The following is an 18,480-nucleotide window of genomic DNA, read 5'->3' on the forward strand; positions in this document are numbered from 1 at the left end:
CTTTTCGTATTCACATCGCAAAAGACGATTAGAGGCCGAGGCCGCCGAAACGCTTGTTGAACTTCGAAACGCGGCCGCCGCGGTCCAGCAGCTGCTGGTTGCCGCCGGTCCAGGCCGGATGCGACTTCGGATCGATTTCGAGGTTCATCACTGCACCTTCAGAACCCCAGGTCGAACGGGTCTCGTATTCGGTGCCATCGGTCATGACGACCTTGATGACGTGGTAGTCGGGATGGATGGAAGCCTTCATCGCTTTGTTCCTGCTGTGCCGTGGGGTCCATTTGCCGCAATTGCGTCAGCGGGACCTATTCAATAGACAAAGCCGCAGTCCAATGGGCTACGGCTTCCCAATTCGATGCCGTGCCTATACATGAAGGGCGCAGGGATAACAAGTGCCATGGCAGCAAAGCCTGACAGCCCTTGTGCGTTGTAAGCGGGAGCATGACAGAGTGACCTTGGAAGCCGAAAACACCGAGAAGAAGCGCCGCTCCCTGAAACCGCTTGCCGACCTCCTGCCCTATCTCGCGCGCTACAAAGGTCTGGTGGCCGGTGCCCTCACCTTCCTCTGTCTCGCCGCCGTGACGACGCTGGCACTGCCGATCGCCATCCGGCGCATGCTCGACCACGGCTTCAACGCCTCCGACAGCGAATTCATCAACAAATACTTCGCGATGATGATCGTCATGGCGATCGTGCTCGCGGTCGCGAGCGCCCTGCGTTACTACTATGTCATCACCATCGGCGAACGTGTCGTCGCCGACCTGCGCAGCGATGTCTTCACCCATGTGACCCGCCTGTCGCCGTCCTTCTTCGATATCAACCAGTCCGGCGAGATCGTCTCACGGCTCACTGCCGACACGACCCAGCTGAAATCTGCCGTCGGCGCCACCGCGTCCCTCGCATTGCGCAATTCGATCCTCTGCCTCGGCGCCATGGTGATGATGATCGCCACCAGCCCGAAGCTGTCGATCATGGTGCTCGCAGCGATTCCCGTCATCGTCTTCCCGCTGGTCGCCTTCGGCCGCTCGGTGCGCAAACGCTCGCGCGCGGCCCAGGACACACTCGCCGAAGCGTCGTCTTATGCCGGCGAAGTCATCGGGGCCGCCCGCACACTGCAGGCCTTCAACGCCGAAGATGCGGCACGCGGCCGTTACGTGACCGCCGTAGAGAGCGCCTATGAGGCTGCCCGTTCGGCCATCAAGTCGCGGGCGCTTCTGACCGGTGTTGCCATTTCGCTCGTTTTCGGCAGCGTCGTCGGCGTCTTGTGGTATGGCGCCCAGAGCGTGCTCGCAGGCACCATGACCGCCGGTACGCTCGGCCAGTTCCTGCTCTATTCGCTGATCGCTGCCGGCTCGCTCGGCACGCTGTCCGAGGTCTTCGGCGAAATGTCGCAAGCCGCAGGTGCCGCGGAGCGCCTGCATGAACTGCTGGCCGAACATCCCGAGATCGCCGCACCCACCAATCCGGTGGCCCTGCCGATACCCGCACGCGGCAGCGTGGATTTCGAGGCTGTGCAGTTCTCCTATCCCTCGGCCAAGACGAAGTCCGCGCTGAAGGGTCTCTCCTTCTCCGTCGCCCATGGCGAGACGGTCGCAATCGTCGGCCCGTCGGGCGCGGGCAAGAGCACGATCTTCTCGCTCATCCTGCGGTTTTACGATCCAGCGACCGGCACCATCCGCCTCGATGGCGTTGATATCCGCAAGGCAGACCCGCAGGCCATTCGCGAGCGCATCGCGATCGTCCCGCAGGATACGACGATCTTTGCCTCTTCGATCCACGACAACATCGCCTTCGGCACACCGGGCGCAACAAGAGCCATGGTCGAAGCGGCCGCAGACGCCGCTCAGGCAAGCGAATTCATCGGCCGCCAGGTCAACGGCTTCGACACGCTGGTCGGCGAACGCGGCATCACGCTGTCAGGAGGACAGCGCCAGCGCATCGCGATTGCCCGCGCGCTGCTGCGCAACGCCCCGCTGCTGCTGCTCGACGAGGCAACCTCCGCACTCGACGCCGAAAGCGAGACGCTGGTCCAGAAGGCCCTCGACGGCCTGATGCGCGACCGCACCACGATCGTGATTGCCCACCGCCTGGCAACCGTGCTGAAGGCCGACCGCATCCTCGTGCTCGATGACGGCCGTATCGTCGAGGAAGGCACCCACCAGAGCCTGATCCAGCATGGCGGTCTCTACGCGAAGCTCGCCCGTCTGCAATTCGAGACGGGCGGCCGCGATTTCACCGCAGCGGCGCAATAAGCCGAAAAGAGTGGACAATCATTGCTGGGCTCACCGCCCCGCATTGCGCCCCGCCACCCGGCCGGAGAACAGGCAGCCGCCGAGGAACGTACCCTCAAGCGCATTATAGCCATGCATGCCGCCGCCGCCGAAGCCGGAGACTTCGCCGGCCGCATAGAGACCGGGCACCGGCTTGTTCTCCCGGTTGAGCACACGGGCCTCAAGATCGGTATGCAAGCCCCCCAGCGTCTTGCGGGTCAGGATATGCAGCCGGACCCCGATGAGCGGGCCGGCGGCGGGATCGAGCAGCCGGTGGGGCTTTGCGGTGCGCATCAGCTTGTCGCCGAGATAGGCGCGCGCGCCCCGGATCGCCGTCACTTGGGCATCCTTGGAAAAGCGGTTGCCGATCTCGCGGTCACGCGCCTCGATCTGGGTCCGCAGATGATGCACGCTCAACCGGTGTTCACCCGATAGCTCGTTCATGCCCACCACCAAGTCTTCGAGCGTGTCGCGCACGACGAAATCCTCGCCCTTGTCCATGAAAGCCTGCACCGGACCGGGCGGATTCTTGCCCAGTCGTTTGAGCAGCAGCGGGATGTTTTTGTCCGTCAGGTCAGGATTCTGCTCGGAGCCGGAGAGCGCAAACTCCTTCTTGATGATCGCCTTGTTGAGGATGAACCAGGAATAGTCATGCCCCCGCGCCCGGATCGCCTTCAATGTCGAAAGCGTATCGAAGCCCGGCATGGCAGGTGGCGCGAAACGATTACCCTCCGCATCGCACCAGAAGGAGGACGGACCGGGCAGGATGCGGATGCCGTGATTGGGCCAGATCGGGTCCCAGTTCTTCAAGCCCTCGGTATAGTGCCACATACGGTCGCCATTGATGACCTCGCCGCCGGCGGTTTGCGTGATTGCCAGCATGCGGCCGTCGACATGATGCGGAACCCCCGCGACCATCGACTGCGGTGGAGGCCCGAGCCGCTCCACCGGCCAGCTCTTGCGCACCAGATCATGATTGCCGCCGATCCCGCCGGAGGCGACGATGACGGAACCTGCCCGCACCTCGAAATCGCCGACGACATTGCGCGAACTGCGCCCGCCGCGCACCGTGGCGTCGCCAGCCAGCACCACGCCGGAGCAACCGGTCACGGCGCCGTTTACGACGGTGAGCATGTCAACCTGATGTCGGAAAAGGAAACTAAGCTTGCCCGCCTCCGCGGCAGCCTTGGCCCGACGCACGAATGGAGCCAGCACACCGGGACCCGTGCCCCAGGTGACATGGAAGCGCGGCACCGAATTGCCGTGGCCATCGGCAAGTGCGCCGCCGCGTTCGGCCCAGCCGACCACGGGGAACCAGCTGACGCTCCGCGACTTGAGCCACGAGCGCTTTTCACCTGCGGAAAATTGCAGATAGGCCTCCGCCCATTGACGCGGCCAGAAATCCTCCGTGCGATCGAAGCCGGCCGAACCGAACCAGTCCTGCCGCGCGAGATCCAGGCTGTCGCGAATGCCCATGCGGCGCTGCTCAGGGCTGTCGATCAGGAACAGCCCACCGAGCGACCAGAAGGCCTGCCCGCCGAGATTCTGCTCCCCCTCCTGATCGATCAGGCCGACTTTGATGCCCCGGTCCACGGCCTCCGTTGCGGCCACCAAACCGGCAAGCCCGCCACCGATCACGACGACATCGAATTCCAGCATGCCACCCTCCCGAAGCGCCATGCCTTACCTTTACGCGCACGTAATTCGACGTGCAAGTTGTAGGCGGCACAAACCAACGGATTGCGGAAGGAATCAGCGTTCGGTGAGCTTGAGCTCGATGCGGCGGTTCTGGGAGAGCACGTCGGGCGTATCACCCTCAGCAATCGGCTGGTATTCGCCGAAGCCAGCAGCGACCAGCCGGTTGGCCGGGACACCCTTCGAGATCAAATATTTGACCACCGAAGTCGCACGCGCCGAGGAAAGCTCCCAGTTGTCCCGGTAGCGACCGGTGCCGGTCAGCGGCGAGGCATCGGTGTGGCCGTCTACTCTGAGCACCCAGCTGATCTCGGAGGGGATCTCTTGCGCCAGTTCGAGAAGGGCGGCCGCGAGCTTGTCCATTTCGGCCTGACCGGCGGCATCCAGGTCGGCACCGCCGACAGGGAAGAGAACTTCCGACTGGAAGACGAAACGGTCACCGACGATGCGGATGTTTTCGCGATCGGACAGGATTTCCCGAAGTCGGCCGAAGAAGTCGGAGCGATAGCGGTTGAGCTCCTGCACCCGCTGCGCAAGCGCCACGTTGAGGCGGCGACCGAGATCGGCAATCTTTGCCTGGGACGACTGGTCCTTCGCTTCGGAAGCCTGCAGCGCCTGTTCCACCGCTGCGATCTGCGCGCGCAAGGCCGCGATCTGCTGGTTGAGCAATTCGATCTGGCTCATGGCGCGGGCGCTGACCTGCTTCTCCGCGACCAGTTCCTCGTTGAGGCGGCCGACCTTTTCGTTCGCCGCATCCGCGGAGCCGGCACCGCTGTCGAGCAATTGCTGCAGGCGCGTGCGCTCGCTTTCCGAACCGGCAAGCGAGCTTTGCAGCGAAGCGAGCATGTCCTCCAGATCCTGCTTGCCGCTCTTTTCCAGCGCCAGCAGGTTCGTCAGTTCGGCAATCTGGCTGTTCAGCCGGTTCAGCACCTCGTCCTTGCCGGAGATCTCGCGGCTGAGGATGAACTGCGCCAGCACGAAGACAGTGAGCAGGAACATGATGGCCAGCAACAAGGTCGACAGGGCGTCGACGAAACCCGGCCAATAATCGATGCTGCGCTCCCTGCGCCGGTTGCGCCCGAGCGCCATTTACTTCGCCCCGCCGATCTTGTCGTTCAGCCGGTCGAGCGTCTTGCGCATGGCGCGCGCGTCTTCCTGCTGCGCCTCGATCCAGTCACGCAGCATCTGCTGTTCGTTGCGCATGTTCTTGACCAGCCCCTGAATCCCTTCGGCGAGGCCTGCGATGGCCGCGACCGAGCGGTCGCCGCCTGCGCCGCCTTCGCGGGCAGCGAGCTTCTGGATTTCCGCGACCAGAGCCCGGATGTCTTCCGCAGCAACCGTGCTGTCGGCATCAATTGCAACTGGCCGCTCGGAATCGAGATCGGTGACGGAGGACAGCCAGTTTTCCAGCTCGGTATAGAACCGGTTCTGCGCGCGCCCGGCCTGCAGATCGAGGAAGCCGAGGATCAGCGAGCCGGACAAGCCCAGCAGCGAGGACGAGAACGCCGTGCCCATGCCCGCAAGCGGCGCCGTCAGACCCGATTTCAGCGCCTGCAGCACATCATTGCTGTCGCCAGATGCCGGGTCGAGCGACTGGATGACGTCATTGATCGAACCGATGGTGCCGAGCAGGCCCCAGAAGGTGCCGAGCAGGCCGAGAAAGACCAGAAGGCCAATGAGGTAGCGGGTGGTATCGCGCGATTCGTCGAGGCGGGTGCCGATCGAATCGAGGATGGAACGCAGCGCGGCAGTCGAGATCGCCATCGACCGGCGTCCGCCGATCAAAGCTCGCATCGGTGCCAGAAGGCGCGGGTCACGCCCCACCCGCTCCGCATTGTCGCCTGCCGCGCGGAAGCTGTTGAACCACCGGACTTCCGGCCGAAGCGCCCAGACATGGTTGAACACCAGGATGATCCCGACACCGAGAACGCCGAGGATCAGGCTGTTTAGGCCGGGATTGGTGACGAAGGCGGCATGCGCCTGTCGATAGAGGATCGCTGCGATGAAACACACGATGATCAGGAAGATGACCATCGTTGTGAAGAAGGGCATCGGGCTGGAGAGTTTCTGACCGTAGTCTCCCGGACGGGTCACCCCAACTTCCAGGTCCTCCAACTTCACTTTCGCCATAATATGCCAGCCCTCCAGAATCTTACGGTCGGAGGCTAGTGGAAAATTGAGACGAATTGAAGCCGAAGCGTCAGGGGAATTTTACCACCTTGACGCTCAGCGACGCAGATATGCCCCGGTCAGGCCTGCGGAACCGGACGGTTCACGACCTCTTCCAGCGCCTTGCGGATATATTCGTTGCCGGCAAGCACGGTGCCATTCTCGAACATCTCCTGGGCGCCCTTCATGTCGGACACGAAACCGCCGGCTTCCTTGATCAGGAGAACGCCGGCCGCGATATCCCATGCGTTCAGCTGCGCTTCCCAGAAGCCGTCCAGACGACCGGCAGCGACATAAGCGAGATCAAGAGCCGCAGCGCCCATGCGGCGCACGCCCGACACTTCGTTCATCACATGGCGCAGTTCGACGAGGAACTTGCCGTGCTGGCCGCGGCCGAGATGCGGCACACCACAGCCGATGACGCAGTCCGACAGCACCTTGCGGGCGCCGACGCGGATGCGGCGATCGTTGAGGAAGGCGCCGCCACCCTTCTCGGAGGTGTAAAGCTCATCGGTCGCCGGGTTGAAGATGACGCCGGCGACGATTTCACCGTTGCGCTCAAGCGCGATCGAGACCGCGAACTGCGGAATGCCGTGCAGGAAGTTGGTCGTGCCGTCGAGCGGATCGACGATCCAGCGATGCGCGCCATCGGTGCCCTTGATCTCTTCGCTTTCCTCGCCGAGGAAGCCATAGGTCGGGCGAGCCTTCAACAGCTCTTCACGGACGATCTTTTCGGCGCGAAAATCCGCCTGAGATACGAAGTCGCCGGGGCCCTTCACCGAAACCTGCAGGTTCTGAACTTCGCCGAAATCGCGCGCCAGCGACTTGCCGGCCTTGAGCGCGGCCTGGACCATGACGTTAAGAAGGGCGGAGCGGGCCATAGATGGTAATCCTCAAGATTGGATGGTCGCCGGAGAGCGGCGAGGATGCAGCACGCGACAGCGCGGCGATTGGCGGGTTCAAGACCACAAATAACGCCGGAATTCAAGGGGCAAAGCCGCTGAACGTCCTGCGCCGGCTCACGCCAGCCCCGCTTGCAACGAAGAGCGAGACCGAGCTTCAGCACGCCTCAAGACACCGGGACGCCGTAGAATCGCTGTGTCAGCCCCGGCGAAACCGGTTGGCGCGATCGATCGCCTGCTTCTGCTGCTCTTCATTCAGGCCGAGGTAGAAATCCTCCAACGTCGGGTCTTTGAGACCTGCGCGACGGGACAGCACATACCATTTGGCCGCCTCGACCGGATCGGGAGGTGTTCCGAGCGCATTGATATAGACATGCGACAGACGGTTTTGCGCCACGACATTGCCGCGCTTGGCAGCGATCGACAGCCAGCGGAAGCCACCTTCGTAATCACGCGGGCCATTGACGCCGTTGACCAGCCACAGGCCCATATCGAGCTGCGCCGTGTCAAAACCGGCCCTGGCGGCGCGCAGCATCCATTCGCGCGTGCGCTTCTTCTTGTCCTCAGGCACATCCTTCAGCGCCGAATAGACTTGCGCGAGCGCATATTGCGCATCCGCAATACCCTGTTCGGCCGCCTTTTCATAATAGGGCATGGCCAATTGCAGACCGCGTACGCCGGGATTTTCCGAAACGAGGATCTGCGCCCAGTTGAACTGGGCCGACCCATTGCCGCCATCGGCAGCTTTCTTCATGTAATCGTCGGCCTTGGCCTTGTCGCGTTCGACCTCACGCCCCTCCATCAGGAGAAGGGCATATTTGAACATGGCCGAGGTATCACCACCCTGGGCAGCCTGCGCATACCAGAAGGCGGCCCCCTTCGGATCCCGCTTCACGCCGAGGCCGCGTGACATGATCTCGGCCAACAGCGTCTGCGCGGCGGGATCTCCGAGCTGTGCACGCGGCAGTGCCTTGTCGACGGCGGTCAGGAATAGCCCGCGCTGGAAGGCGCCATAAGCCTCGTCCGGCTCGCCCTTATAGGGCTTTTCCGCCGGCAATGCCGGGAGCGGCGCGCCCATTCGGATATAGATATTGATACCCTGTAGCTCTTCGGTCTTGCCGCCGGAGGTCACCTTGCCGCCCTTGATGGGCGGCGGCGTCGACTTGCTGCCGCCACGGTCTAGCGTCGTCGCATCACCATTCGCGCTGTCGTCGCGTTTGCCGCGATCGATATCGCCGGCATCGGAAGGATTGGCCGGCAGGATTGCCGGTGCATCGCCGATCTCCACGCCGTCTTCGCTTTCCTGGGCCATGACAGGCATGCCCGCAAGGCAGGCTCCGGTCAGCATGGCGAGAATCAGGCGAAGGGATGGAGATGAATGGCGCATCCCGCGGTTCAATCCGCAAACCGTGGCGCTTTTTCGTCAAGCTCGGCATTCACCCGTGCAACGATCGTCGCAGCATTGGCCGGGTCTTCGAAGACCGCCTTGCCGAGGGCCACGAATTCAACGCCGGCTTCGGCCACGACCACTACGGACGACGGATCGGTACCGCCCATGACAATCGCCGGGATCTCGATCATCGCCGACCACCATTCGCCGAGTGCGACATTCTTCGAATGCGCCTCCGGCTTGATGTCACCCTCGAGCTTGCCGAAGAAGATGTAGTCCGGCTGAGCTTCGCCCATTTCCAGCGCATGGTGCCGGTCCATGGCATTGCCGCCGCCGACTATGAGCTTCGGTGCATGTTTCTCGACGGCTTCGGCCAAGGCCTCGGCATTGCCGCTGATATGCAGTCCGTCGGCTTTCACCCGACCTGCGACCCGGCTGTTGTCGACGATGAGCGCCGCAGCCCCCGCCTCCTGGATAACGGGCACAAGCAGTTCGGCATGCTTCTGGAACTCGCTGTCATCCAGCCCGTATAGCGGGATGATGACGGAGGCGACATCGCCGCCACGCAATGCATTGGCCACCGTCTCGGCGCGCACCGCCGGATCGGCAATGTCGGGAACGATGAGGACGAGGCGGCAGCGGTCTTCGGTCATGCGGTGATATCCGTTTGCGGGACATTTCCACGACAGCGGAATTCGTCCTCGTTTTATCTCGTCAAATCCGATAGACCGCTCTTCCGAAAGGATCAACCGATCAATGCTGACAGACCTGAACTTCTACGCCGTCGCCATCCCCGCTGTCGCCCTGGTCGGCCTGTCTAAAGGAGGGCTTGGAGGCGCCTTTGCCCTGATCGGCGTGCCCCTGTTGGCGATCGCCGTGCCGCCGATGCAGGCAGCCGCGATCTTTCTACCGATCCTCTTGGTGATGGATGCCGTGGCGCTCTGGGCTTGGCGCCGGCACAACAACCGGGCAACGCTGTATGTCATGCTTCCGGGCGCCATCATCGGCATCATCCTCGGCTGGGCGACGTCGACACTGGTCTCGCCCAATGCCATGCGGCTGGTCCTCGGCAGCATTTCGCTGATCTTCGCCATCCGCTATTTCGCCGAAAGTTATGCAGCCCGCGACGGAGCGGTCAAACCGGCCGCACCGGAACGTCCCATTGCAGGCTCTTTCTGGGGTGCCCTTGCCGGCTATTCCAGCTTCGTCGCCCATGCCGGCGGCCCGCCCTTCCAGGTCTATACCCTGCCGCTGAAGCTCGATCCGAAGACCTATACCGGCATGTCGACCCGCTTCTTCGCCATCCTCAACGCGATCAAGGTCATTCCCTATTTTGCACTGGGCGAACTCGACAGCACCAATCTTACCCTGTCCGCCATGCTCCTGCCCGTGGCCCTCGTCTCGACGCTCATCGGCGCGAAGGTGGTCCACTACATGAAGCCAGCGATCTTCTATCCGCTGATGTATGGCATGGTTCTGATCGCCGGTACGAAGCTCTTCTATGATGGCAGCACGGGCCTGCTCGGCCTTTGATCCGCAGATCCTTGCTGCACCGCACATCAACGCTTGCCGGACGCCGACCTTTGACATAACCTTTCGACCATGACGAACGCGGACCCTTTCATGGCGATCGCAGACCCGAACCGGCGGCACATCCTCGAGGATCTGCGCCGGGGAACAAAGACCGTCAACGATCTGGCAAGCCGCCTGCCGATCAGCCGCCCCGCCGTCTCCCAGCACCTGAAAGCGCTTCTCGATGCCGGCCTCGTCGAGGTCACAGCCGAAGGCACGCGCCGCTTCTACAGCGTAAGAAAGCCAGGCTTCGACCGCATGAATATCTGGCTCGACCAGTTCTGGTCCTGACCCTTTAATTCTCCGGAATAATCCAGACAAAGAAAAGCCCCGAAGTCCTTGGGAACTCCGGGGCGGGGGAATGTATCGGGCTGCTTCATGAATACATCGGGATCTCGGGGGCCGTTGCGGCAATTGGATCCCGGCGCAGCCGGCATGGGAAGGTTAGTGGCGTGTGGAAGCCTTCAGGCGTTCCATTTCATCCTTGAGGCGCAGTTTCAGTCGCTTCAGTTCGGCGATCTGACGGTCGTCGACGGAGGGGGATGCCAGCGCGTCATGAAGCTGCTCTTCGAGCGCCCCATGCTTCTTCTGCAGCGAGTCAAGATGAGCCTGTATGGTCATTTGATACGTCCTTCCTTGTCGCCTACCTCCAGCCCTCATCCGCTGGAGTTTCAGGCTTTACGAAAGTAATGTGACATGAGAAATGCGGTTTGTCGAAGGCGATTTCGTGAATTCGACCCCGGAAAATCAGGGACAAGGATAACTTCCCGTTACCGGTATTTGATGATAGGAGCTTGCGCGAATCCACCGGGCATCCTTTAAGGATTGGCCACAGGGCTAAGATGGGGAACAAGATGGCCGATCAGGAACAGGCTGACATCCGGCTCTCGCTGGCGCGTCTTCGCCAGGAGCACGAGGACTACGACGCGGCAATCAATGCGATGATCTCGACCGGCTGTGAAGCCCTGAGAATCCAGCGGATGAAGAAGAAGAAGCTGGCCATCAAGGACCGCATCACCGCGCTTGAGGACCAGATCATTCCCGACATCATCGCCTGAACCTTGAAGGACGTGAGCATGACCGCTGACTGCCCGCCCGTCGCCATCATCATGGGAAGCCAGTCCGACTGGGAGACCATGAAGAACGCCGCCGACACGCTCGATGCGCTCGGCGTCTCCTATGAAGCACGCATCGTTTCGGCACATCGCACCCCAGACCGCATGTACGCCTTTGCCAAGGGCGCCCGTGACGAAGGCTTCCAGGTGATCATTGCCGGTGCCGGCGGCGCGGCCCATCTGCCCGGCATGGTGGCCTCGCTCTCGCCCCTGCCCGTCTTCGGTGTGCCGGTCCAGTCGAAATCCATGTCCGGGCTCGACAGCCTCTATTCGATTGTCCAGATGCCGGCCGGCATTCCCGTCGGCACGCTCGCAATCGGCCGCGCCGGTGCCGTCAACGCCGCGCTGATGGCTGCCCGCGTTCTCGCTTTGCATGACGAAGAACTGGCCGACCGGCTCGACGACTGGATCGCCCGCCAGGCAGCATCGGTTGCCGAATACCCGATGGACGAAACCCCATGACGGTGCGCACGATCGGCATCATCGGCGGCGGCCAGCTAGGCCGCATGCTGGCCATGGCGGCCGCCCGGCTGAACTTTCGCACCGTGATCCTCGAACCGCAGGCCGACAGCCCGGCAGCGCAGGTCGCCAACCGGCAGATCACCGCCGCTTACGACGATCCGGCAGCGCTTGCCGAACTGGCAGGCCTCTGCGACGTCGTCACCTATGAATTCGAAAACGTACCCGTCACGGCCGCCGAACATCTGGCGAAAAGCGTCCCGGTCTACCCGCCGCCGAAAGCGTTGGAAGTCGCCCAGGACCGCCTGACGGAAAAGCGCTTCCTCAATGCCTCCGGCATCGAGACCGCCCGCTTCCATGCCGTCGACAGCCAGGCCGACCTCGAGCGCGCCCTTGCCGATTTCGGCGGCGAAGGCGTGTTGAAGACATGCAGGCTTGGTTACGACGGCAAGGGCCAGAAGGTCTTCCGCAAGGGCGATCCGGCTGCCGGCGCCTACGCGGCACTCGGCTCGGTGCCGCTCATTCTCGAAAGCTTCGTGCCTTTCGTCCGCGAAGTTTCGATCATCGCGGCCCGTGGCCTTGATGGCCAGGTGCGTTGCTACGACCCGACCGAAAACGTCCATCGGAACGGGATCCTGCACACCTCGACCCAGCCTGCCGCGATCACACCGGAAACGGCCACAGCCGCCCGGGCAGCCGCGACCAAGCTGCTCGACGGTTTGGCTTACGTCGGCGTCGTCGGCATGGAGTTCTTCGTCCTCGAAGACGGCCAACTGATCGCCAACGAGATCGCCCCCCGGGTGCACAATTCCGGCCACTGGACGGAAGCCGCCTGCATCATTTCGCAGTTCGAACAGCATATTCGCGCGATCGCCGGCCTGCCGCTGGGTGACCCGGTGCGCCACTCCGATTGCGTGATGACGAATCTGATCGGCGACGACATCGATTCTCTTCCGGCCTGGCTCGCCAAGCCGAATGTGCTCGTCCATCTCTATGGCAAGACGGAAGCGCGTCCCGGTCGAAAGATGGGACATGTGACCGAAATCCTGCCGTTCCGGGACTGAGAACCCGGGTTTTTTAGCCTTTTCGGCTGGGCAAATGCCGCCGGACCGGTTGACAGGCGGGCCTCCCTCGGGCTAATTGCCCCCAACTCTTCAAGGGCGCGCCCGGCGGCGCGCTTTTGATTGTTTCAGACAGTGGGTGAATGACACATTCCCCGACAATCGTTGTGGACCAGAAAAATGAAGATCAAGAACTCGCTGAAAGCGCTTAAGGCCCGTCATCGCGACAACCGTCTGGTTCGCCGCAAGGGTCGCGTCTACATCATCAACAAGGCCAACCCGCGCTTCAAGGCCCGTCAGGGCTGAGGCTTTCCGGATCTTCAGGGATCCGGTCGGCAGGCAGGTAACCTCGCCGTTATTTGGCGTGTTGATATCTAAGAATTGAATATGAAAGACGGCGCTGAGGGATTACCTTACCCTCCATGCGCCGTTTTTCTTTGCGACTCGCCCACAGCCTTGTCCTCTCCGCCCTGCTGATCACTGGCAGCGCAGTGGCGCAGACGCCCGTCCAACCGATGCCGCCCCTTCCGGGCGAGGCACAGACGGAGCCGACACCGGCACCCCCGCCCGCTCCACCCGAATCGGCTGCGATCGAACGCGTCCCGCTCGCAGCGCCCGAGGCGCAAAGCATTGATGAGATGCTGCACCGCCTGAAGCGCGAGCGTGACCCGCAGGCGGCCCGTGTCATCGCCAACTCTGCCATGGCCGCCTGGAGCGAATCCAACAGCCCGACCGTCGATCTCCTGATGCAGTGGTCCGCCAAGGCGGCAGCCGAGAAACGCAACGCCGCCGCCCTCGACTTCATCGACCAGGCCATCACCCTCAAGCCCGATTTTGTCGGCGCCTGGAACCAGCGCGCCACGCTGCATTTCACCATGGGCAATTACAAGAAGTCGGTGTCCGACATCGAGCGCGTGCTGAAGCTGGAGCCCCGCCATTTCGGCGCGCTCGCAGGCCTTGCCGGCATCCTCACCGAACGTGGCAGCAAGCAGGCGGCGATGCAGGCCTGGGAACGCTATCTCGACATCTACCCCGCCGACCGGGAAGCCCAAGAGATCGTCGGAAAGCTCTCGGAAGAACTGGCCGGCCAGAAGACGTGACCTGACGTCGTATTCAGATCAGGCGAGCACTTGCGCGACCAGATCCGGATGCTCTGCAATCACCCGCACGTAAGCCAGCGCAAAATCGGGGGCGTGGAACGGGACTGCTCCCAGTCTCGTAGCGTGCCGACCGGCACACGGAAGCGCGTGGCAAACTCTGCCTGCGTCAGCCCGAGTTGAACCCGCGTCTTGCGGATCAGGCGGGCCTTCTGGGCCCTTTCCAAAGCGCTCTCGGAGACGTCGAAGTCCTCGCTGTCCGACGAATCAGCCGGCAGCACGATAAGCTCGCTCTTCACCTTGATTGCTCCTTCTCACGGACATGAACCTCGGCTGATAATTGCGCCAGACAAAACGCCGGTGAACAGCTTGTCTCCGACGAGGCCGATCACCTTGAAGCGTTCCTCCCTATCCCGCTCCCGGATCGAGGGAACAATCAGATGATCCTCATCCTCAAATATTCGATCGCCGAAGGAGAGTGACAGTTGATGTCTCTCTTGATTGATCAGATCTTTCGCAGGATCGAACCTATCACCCATAAACCGAGTATACGGAAATTCCGTACTAAACGCAAATCCTCGATAAGGTAAGAATTTTTGAGGGACCTTGACGAACACCACGCCAGCCCGATCTCTTGAACCTAGACTTCCCTACGCCTTGAAAGACCCGCCCTTGCTCATCCTTCCCCGCCTCGGCCTGATCCTGCTCGGCATCCTCGTCGTCATCCTCCTCGTCCTTTTAGCCTTGGCCATCACGACCGAGATCCGCGCCCGTGCGATCGAAGCCCGCTATCCGAATACGGGGGCCCTGACCGATGTCGGCGGCTATGCCCTGAACGCCCTTCACATCCCCGCCGGCGCCGATGCAGACCTTCCCCCGATCGTCTTCATCCATGGCGCGTCCGGCAATCTGCGTGACCAGGCTGGCGCCTTTCTGGAGCCTCTGCGCGGTCGGGCGGAACTGCTCTTCGTCGACCGTCCCGGCCATGGCTATTCCGAGCGTGGCGGCCCTCAGAACAACACCCCCGACGGTCAGGCGAACGCAATCGCCACCCTTATGGAGAAGAAGGGGATTAGCCGCGCGATCATCGTCGGCCATTCCTTCGGCGGCGCAATTGCGGCAAGCTTCGGCGTTCTGCATCCCGACAAGGTCGAGGGGCTCATCTTCCTCGCCGCCGCAACTCATCCCTGGCCGGGCGGGGTCGACTGGTACTACCACGTCGCCTCGGCGCCAATCATCGGCCCGATTTTCAGCCAGACCCTGGCGCTGCAGGCGGGCATGTCGCGCATTACGCCGGCAACGGTCCATGTCTTTGCACCAAACCCTGTCCCGGCCACCTATGTCCAAGACACAGGCCCTGCCCTTGTCCTTCGCCCCTCCGCCTTTCGCGCCAACGCCACCGATGTCGCCGGACTGCTCGACTATGTCACGCGTTTTGCGCCGCGCTACCGCGAGATCAAGCGGCCGACAGTGATCATCACCGGAGACAGTGACGAGATCGTGCTGGAGGAGATCCATTCGAAGGGGCTCGCCCGCGATATCAGCGGCTCCGAACTGGTCTGGATCAAGGGCCTTGGGCATAAGCCGGACTATATTGTCACCGACATCGTCATTGCTGCCCTGGAAAAGATCGCCGGCCAGCCGCGCGACCTGCAGGCCATGGCGCGGGCCGCCGAGCCGCAGATTGCGGCGAACCGTATCGAGCCGGAAGGGTCCGCCCCTTCGCTGCAGGCCGGGCAATAGCCGCGGCCCATGAAAAAAGCCGCCCGACGGCGGCTTTGATCGAGAATAGAATTGCTTGCAGGCCTCAGATGCCCGACTGGCCGTCCGAGCCGATATAGGCGATGCGCAGCATATTGGTCGAACCTGGCGTGCCGAGCGGCACACCGGCCGAGATGATGACGCGGTCGCCCGGTTTGCCGAAACCTTCCTCGACGACGATGCGGCAGGCACCGTTGACCATTTCGTCGAGATTGGTCGGCTCCGAGGAAACCACGCAGTGCAGGCCCCAGACGACCGACAGACGGCGTGCCGTCTGGATGACCGGCGACAGCGCGATGATCGGCACTTCCGGACGCTCGCGCGACGCGCGAAGGCCGGTATTGCCGGACGAGGTGTAACAGACGATCGCCTGCAGGCGCAGCGTCTCGGCGATCTGGCGGGCAGCGAGCGAGATGGCATCGGCGCCGGTTGCTTCTGGCTGGGCGCGCTGCGCATAGATGATGCCCGGATAGTGCGGCTCAAGCTCGACCGTATGGGCGATCGATGCCATGGTGGCGACAGCCTCGACCGGATACTGGCCAGACGCCGACTCCGCCGACAGCATGATCGCATCGGCACCTTCGAAGACGGCGGTGGCGACGTCGGAGACTTCGGCGCGGGTCGGCACCGGCGCGGTAATCATCGATTCCAGCATCTGGGTCGCAACGACAACCGGCTTGCCTTCGCGACGGCAGGCGCGAATGAGCTGCTTCTGGATACCAGGCACGCGCTCAAGCGGCATTTCCACGCCAAGGTCACCACGGGCAACCATGAGGGCGTCGGAGAGTGCGATGATCTCATCGATGCACTCGATGGCCTGCGGCTTTTCGATCTTCGACATCAGGCCGACGCGGCCCTTGGCGATCTTGCGCACTTCGGCCAGATCTTCCGGGCGCTGGATGAAGGACAGCGCGACCCAGTCGACGTCATTCGTGGCGAGCACGGCGTCGAGGTCGGCGCGGTCCTTGTCGGTCAACACGCCGGTGGCAAGAATGGTGTCGGGCAGGCTCACGCCCTTGCGGTCGGAAATCTTCGTGCCTGACACGACTTCGGTCACGATCGTCTTGCCGTCGCAGGTGATGGCCTTGAGGTGCAGCTTGCCGTCATCGATCAGCAGGCGGTCGCCCGGCTTTACCGATTCGAGGATTTCCGGATGCGGCAGGTAAACGCGGGTGGCGTCGCCCGGCGCTTCATTGCTGTCGAGCGTGAAGGTCTGGCCGGGCTTCAGCTCGACCGTGGTGTCGGCAAACTTGCCGACGCGCAGCTTCGGGCCCTGAAGGTCGGCAAGGATGCCGATCGGTCGCCCGCAGGCCGCTTCGACATTGCGGATGCGCTGGATGAGTGTCCGCAGCATCTCATGGCTCGAATGGCTCATATTGATGCGGAAAAGATCGGCGCCGGCTTCATGAAGCTTGCGGATCATCGCCTCATCGGAAGAGGCGGGACCGAGCGTTGCGAGGATCTTTACTTTGCGGTTTCGCTTCATCAGTTCTGGCTTTCCTGGGTGCCCGACGTGTCGGAGAGCTGGACCATCCAGCTGCCTTGCCGTCCGGTGTCGTATTCCTTGAATCCCATCTGCTGATAGCCGCGCGCGAAGCAGTCCTTCACGCCGACGATCTTGAACTCGTTTTCGGCGACACACATGTTGATGTCACCAGCCCAGCGACCGCCGCGAGCGGCGTCCTCAGCATAGAGATAATAATAGCGCGATTGGAGTTCGCCCTCGATCAGCGTGGCGCAGGTACCGGCTGGAACCTGCCACCAGCCTTCGGTGATCCAGCCCTCTTCCGCACGGTAACCGACAGCGACGCCGACGAGGTTCTGCGTGCCGTTGCAGACCCGGAACTCGGCATGCGCCGCGTTCGCAGCGAGCATGGGCACGAACAAGGCGCCCACGATCATGAGAGGCCTCAGAAAACGCGCGGCGACGCCTGTGCAAAACTGTCTGTATCGCTCCTGCACGATTGCCGCCGAAACTCCAAAAATACGCATGGGATGCCTTCTTGCGATGCTGCCCTGAGAATGTCAACGCAACTCTAATCGATTATATTTCCAGTCTTCACCCAGTCCCGGGACCATGTTGTCCGATCTTGGCACAAACGTGACAGGCATGAAAGCTTGCGCTCCCTATTCCCCCATGCGATCAAGCCCTCCATAGCAGACGATGGCTTCGAACTGATGAACGACCTTCCCGTTTTCGAGATCATAGATGGCCGACATGACAGCGGCTTGGTGCTTCTGGCCGATCATGCGACCAATATCGTGCCGGAGACTTACGAGAGACTCGGCCTGCCCGACAGCGCTTTCGGCCGCCACATCGCCTTTGACATCGGCATCGAAGCGCTCACCCGCAGCCTGGCCCGGCGCCTGGGTGTGCCGGCTGTCATGTCGCGCTTCTCCCGGCTTCTGATCGATCCGAATCGCGGCGAGGACGACCCGACGATCATCATGCGCATCTCCGACGGCGCAATCATCCCCGGCAATCATCCGATTACACAGACGGAATGGCAGCACCGGATCGACACGTATCACCGGCCCTACCACCGGGCGGTGTCGGAGGTCATTGCCAAGGTCGCCTCCGCTTCGGGCAAGGCACCGCTGGTTCTCTCGCTGCATTCCTATACGCCCGCCTGGAAAGGCGTGCCGCGGCCCTGGCATGCGGCGGTCCTGTGGGACACGGACAGCCGCGCGGTACGCCCGCTGATCGAACAGCTGGAAGCGGCAGGCGACATCCTTGTCGGCGACAACGAACCCTATGACGGCGCTCTGAAAGGCGACACCCTCTACCGCCATTGCATGGTAACCGGCATTCCCCATGCGCTTCTCGAAGTGCGCCAGGACCTCATTGGTGATGACGAAGGTGTGGAAGCCTGGGCCGAGCGATTGACGCCGATCTTTGCCCGCCTCAATGCCGACCCGATGCTGCACGAGTATCGGATCCACCCCTCGCGCACCGGCTCCTATCCGCCTGCGCCCCTCACGCCTTGAA

Annotated in this window: 22 protein-coding genes; 10 read left to right on the forward strand and 12 right to left on the reverse strand. The window is 62.5% G+C overall.

The genetic code is table 11. The annotated features are described in order from the left end of the window. Positions 1 to 28 precede the first annotated feature (28 nt). Positions 29 to 250 (reverse strand): 50S ribosomal protein L31, encoded by a 222-nt coding sequence (gene rpmE, locus ASE36_RS12950; RefSeq protein ID WP_062279959.1) that lies wholly within the window; start codon positions 248 to 250, stop codon positions 29 to 31. 199 nt (positions 251 to 449) lie between these two features. On the opposite strand from rpmE, the gene ASE36_RS12955 reads away from it, so the two are divergent. Further along, on the forward strand, positions 450 to 2,252 hold the full coding sequence (locus ASE36_RS12955; RefSeq protein ID WP_062279962.1) for an ABC transporter transmembrane domain-containing protein: 1,803 nt from the start codon (positions 450 to 452) through the stop codon (positions 2,250 to 2,252). Between the two features lie 30 nt (positions 2,253 to 2,282). Here the strand turns inward: ASE36_RS12955 and ASE36_RS12960 are convergent, their stop codons facing one another. From ASE36_RS12960 to ASE36_RS12985, 6 genes are all read right to left on the reverse strand, one after another. After that, entirely contained in the window at positions 2,283 to 3,929 is a 1,647-nt protein-coding gene (locus ASE36_RS12960; protein ID WP_062279966.1) for an FAD-binding dehydrogenase, read from the reverse strand. Positions 3,930 to 4,022: 93 nt separating this feature from the next. Then, positions 4,023 to 5,054 carry a peptidoglycan -binding protein gene (locus ASE36_RS12965; RefSeq protein ID WP_062279969.1) on the reverse strand — a complete coding sequence of 344 codons (1,032 nt, stop codon included), beginning with the start codon at positions 5,052 to 5,054 and terminating at the stop codon, positions 4,023 to 4,025. Then, positions 5,055 to 6,095 (reverse strand): hypothetical protein, encoded by a 1,041-nt coding sequence (locus tag ASE36_RS12970; protein ID WP_062279972.1) that lies wholly within the window; start codon positions 6,093 to 6,095, stop codon positions 5,055 to 5,057. 119 nt (positions 6,096 to 6,214) lie between these two features. Next, the gene (locus ASE36_RS12975; RefSeq protein WP_062279975.1) at positions 6,215 to 7,015 is read right to left on the reverse strand and encodes an inositol monophosphatase family protein; all 801 of its coding nucleotides are present in this window, start codon (positions 7,013 to 7,015) and stop codon (positions 6,215 to 6,217) included. A gap of 220 nt (positions 7,016 to 7,235) precedes the next feature. Beyond that, positions 7,236 to 8,384, reverse strand: a complete 1,149-nt coding sequence (locus tag ASE36_RS12980) for a tetratricopeptide repeat protein (RefSeq protein ID WP_244474733.1) — start codon at positions 8,382 to 8,384, stop codon at positions 7,236 to 7,238. A gap of 47 nt (positions 8,385 to 8,431) precedes the next feature. Then, complete coding sequence (locus ASE36_RS12985) at positions 8,432 to 9,079, reverse strand: thiamine phosphate synthase (protein WP_062279980.1); 648 nt, start codon at positions 9,077 to 9,079, stop codon at positions 8,432 to 8,434. Between the two features lie 103 nt (positions 9,080 to 9,182). Between ASE36_RS12985 and ASE36_RS12990 the strand changes: the two genes are divergently transcribed. After that, positions 9,183 to 9,959: a sulfite exporter TauE/SafE family protein gene (locus tag ASE36_RS12990; protein ID WP_062279983.1), complete on the forward strand. Its 777-nt coding sequence runs from the start codon at positions 9,183 to 9,185 to the stop codon at positions 9,957 to 9,959. Between the two features lie 69 nt (positions 9,960 to 10,028). Continuing rightward, positions 10,029 to 10,289, forward strand: a complete 261-nt coding sequence (locus ASE36_RS12995; protein WP_062279986.1) for an ArsR/SmtB family transcription factor — start codon at positions 10,029 to 10,031, stop codon at positions 10,287 to 10,289. Between the two features lie 153 nt (positions 10,290 to 10,442). On the opposite strand, the gene ASE36_RS22230 is transcribed toward ASE36_RS12995, so the two are convergent. Further along, positions 10,443 to 10,619, reverse strand: a complete 177-nt coding sequence (locus ASE36_RS22230) for a YdcH family protein (protein WP_082511053.1) — start codon at positions 10,617 to 10,619, stop codon at positions 10,443 to 10,445. A 233-nt stretch (positions 10,620 to 10,852) separates the two neighbouring features. Between ASE36_RS22230 and ASE36_RS13000 the strand changes: the two genes are divergently transcribed. From ASE36_RS13000 to ASE36_RS13020, 5 genes are all read left to right on the forward strand, one after another. Continuing rightward, positions 10,853 to 11,056, forward strand: a complete 204-nt coding sequence (locus ASE36_RS13000; RefSeq protein WP_062281347.1) for a YdcH family protein — start codon at positions 10,853 to 10,855, stop codon at positions 11,054 to 11,056. Between the two features lie 18 nt (positions 11,057 to 11,074). Further along, entirely contained in the window at positions 11,075 to 11,575 is a 501-nt protein-coding gene (gene purE, locus ASE36_RS13005) for a 5-(carboxyamino)imidazole ribonucleotide mutase (RefSeq protein ID WP_062279989.1), read from the forward strand. After that, complete coding sequence (locus ASE36_RS13010; RefSeq protein WP_062279993.1) at positions 11,572 to 12,636, forward strand: 5-(carboxyamino)imidazole ribonucleotide synthase; 1,065 nt, start codon at positions 11,572 to 11,574, stop codon at positions 12,634 to 12,636. Before purE ends, ASE36_RS13010 begins: the two co-directional genes overlap by 4 nt. Before the next feature lie 177 nt (positions 12,637 to 12,813). Then, entirely contained in the window at positions 12,814 to 12,939 is a 126-nt protein-coding gene (gene ykgO, locus ASE36_RS13015) for a type B 50S ribosomal protein L36 (RefSeq protein WP_062279996.1), read from the forward strand. A gap of 116 nt (positions 12,940 to 13,055) precedes the next feature. Then, the gene (locus tag ASE36_RS13020; protein ID WP_062279997.1) at positions 13,056 to 13,733 is read left to right on the forward strand and encodes a tetratricopeptide repeat protein; all 678 of its coding nucleotides are present in this window, start codon (positions 13,056 to 13,058) and stop codon (positions 13,731 to 13,733) included. 59 nt (positions 13,734 to 13,792) lie between these two features. On the opposite strand, the gene ASE36_RS13025 is transcribed toward ASE36_RS13020, so the two are convergent. Beyond that, positions 13,793 to 14,029: a helix-turn-helix domain-containing protein gene (locus ASE36_RS13025; protein ID WP_244474734.1), complete on the reverse strand. Its 237-nt coding sequence runs from the start codon at positions 14,027 to 14,029 to the stop codon at positions 13,793 to 13,795. A 15-nt stretch (positions 14,030 to 14,044) separates the two neighbouring features. Continuing rightward, positions 14,045 to 14,350 (reverse strand): BrnT family toxin, encoded by a 306-nt coding sequence (locus ASE36_RS13030; protein WP_244474735.1) that lies wholly within the window; start codon positions 14,348 to 14,350, stop codon positions 14,045 to 14,047. A gap of 82 nt (positions 14,351 to 14,432) precedes the next feature. Here ASE36_RS13030 and ASE36_RS13035 point away from each other — a divergent pair, with 82 nt between their 5' ends. Next, a complete protein-coding gene (locus ASE36_RS13035; RefSeq protein ID WP_062281350.1) occupies positions 14,433 to 15,473 on the forward strand; it encodes an alpha/beta fold hydrolase in 1,041 nt (346 codons plus the stop codon). Positions 15,474 to 15,537: 64 nt separating this feature from the next. Here the strand turns inward: ASE36_RS13035 and pyk are convergent, their stop codons facing one another. Together pyk and ASE36_RS13045 are read right to left on the reverse strand one after the other, a co-directional pair. Beyond that, positions 15,538 to 16,977, reverse strand: coding sequence for a pyruvate kinase (pyk, locus tag ASE36_RS13040; RefSeq protein ID WP_062280000.1), 1,440 nt, complete (start codon positions 16,975 to 16,977; stop codon positions 15,538 to 15,540). Beyond that, positions 16,977 to 17,393: a DUF1036 domain-containing protein gene (locus tag ASE36_RS13045; RefSeq protein ID WP_244474737.1), complete on the reverse strand. Its 417-nt coding sequence runs from the start codon at positions 17,391 to 17,393 to the stop codon at positions 16,977 to 16,979. The genes pyk and ASE36_RS13045 overlap by 1 nt, the downstream gene beginning before the upstream one ends. Before the next feature lie 276 nt (positions 17,394 to 17,669). On the opposite strand from ASE36_RS13045, the gene ASE36_RS13050 reads away from it, so the two are divergent. Beyond that, on the forward strand, positions 17,670 to 18,479 hold the full coding sequence (locus ASE36_RS13050; protein WP_062281354.1) for an N-formylglutamate amidohydrolase: 810 nt from the start codon (positions 17,670 to 17,672) through the stop codon (positions 18,477 to 18,479). Position 18,480: the final 1 nt, after the last annotated feature.

This window comes from Rhizobium sp. Root274 (assembly GCF_001429245.1).
In the GTDB taxonomy this organism is placed as follows: domain Bacteria; phylum Pseudomonadota; class Alphaproteobacteria; order Rhizobiales; family Rhizobiaceae; genus Allorhizobium.